2 protein-coding genes are annotated in these 1270 nt (G+C 77.9%); one reads left to right on the forward strand and one right to left on the reverse strand.

All coding sequences use genetic code 11. The features are described 5' to 3' along the window. Nucleotides 1–120 (forward strand): heavy metal-binding domain-containing protein (locus tag SSNG_RS40435; protein ID WP_129593401.1); only part of this gene is annotated, 120 nt, incomplete at its 5' end. 73 nt (nt 121–193) lie between these two features. On the opposite strand, the gene SSNG_RS31020 is transcribed toward SSNG_RS40435, so the two are convergent. Further along, nucleotides 194–1132, reverse strand: a complete 939-nt coding sequence (locus SSNG_RS31020; protein WP_007267901.1) for a DMT family transporter — start codon at nt 1130–1132, stop codon at nt 194–196. Nucleotides 1133–1270: the final 138 nt, after the last annotated feature.

Genomic DNA, 1270 nt, shown 5'->3' on the forward strand with positions numbered 1-1270 from the left:
AGGGCGCGCGGCGCCAACGCGGTGCTGATGATGCGCTTCGACGTGACGGACGCCGCCGACGTCGGGACCGAGGTCTGCGCCTACGGGACGGCCGTGGTCCTGGTCCCCGCCGGAACCTGAGCCCCCGGGTACGACCCGCCCCGCCGGGACCGGGCTGCGCGTACGCCCCCGCCCCGCCGGAGCCGGGGCGTGGTCAGGCGTGGGGGGAGCCGTCTCCGCCGCGCAGGCCCAGGGCCAGGCCGGCCACCACCACCGCCAGGCCCAGCCACACCGCCGGGCGGGGGACCCCGCCGCCCGACAGGGCCCCGGCGCAGGCCGCCGCGAGCGGGGCGACGCCGGTCAGCAGCCCCGCCCGGCCGGAGCCCGCCGCCGCCACCGTGCGGTACCAGAGCAGGAAGGCCACCGCCGTCACCAGCACCGCCAGGTACCCGACGGCCCCCCACTGGCGGGTGGTCAGCTCCGCCAGGGCGGACGGGCGTTCCGTGCCCACCGACAGCACCGCCAGCATCACCGCCCCCATCCACACCGCGTGCACGGACACCCCCCACGCGCCGTGCCGCCCCAGCACCGGCACCGCGAGCAACGTGAACGCCGCCTCGCAGGCCAGCGCCAGCACCGCCCAGCCGACCCCGGCGGCATCGGTGCGCCCCGTCCCCTCGACCAGGACCGCCCCCGCGACCACCACGGGCGCCGCCAGCAGCACCCGGCGGCTGGGCCGGCGCTTCTCCAGCAGCGGGCCGACCAGCCCGAGCAGGACGGGTACGGAGGCCACCGCGACGGCGATCACGGCCGGCTCGGCGTGCGCGACGCCCCGCACCACGGCCACGTTGAACAGCACCAGCCCGCCGGCCGCGATCCCGGCCAGCCACAGCCACTCCCGCCCCCGCGGGCGGGACAGCGGCACCCGGGCGGCCCGGGCGAGCAGGACCAGGATCACGGCGGCGGCCACGTAGCGGACCGCCTGGGCGGCGAACAGCGGGGCGTCCACCAGGGAGCGGGAGACGGTGACGCTGCTGCCGACCAGCGCCATTCCGATGATCCCGGGAGCCAGGTCCCGCATCGGGACGGAGCGGGCGGCGGCGGGGGAGAGGGAGGCGGACGGGGCGGACGGGGTGGGAGTGGAGGTGCTCATGCCGTCCAGCCTGGAGGCACAATGGTCCCGTGAGCAGGTCCAAAGAAGGCGCCGCCGAGGGGTCCACAACCGGCTCGGACTTCCTCCAGCTCGACATCGGCCAGGCCCCGCCCGGCAACCGCACCGAATGGCTCGCCG

It is taken from the genome of Streptomyces sp. C (genome assembly GCF_000158895.1).
In the GTDB taxonomy this organism is placed as follows: Bacteria; Actinomycetota; Actinomycetes; order Streptomycetales; family Streptomycetaceae; genus Streptomyces; species Streptomyces racemochromogenes.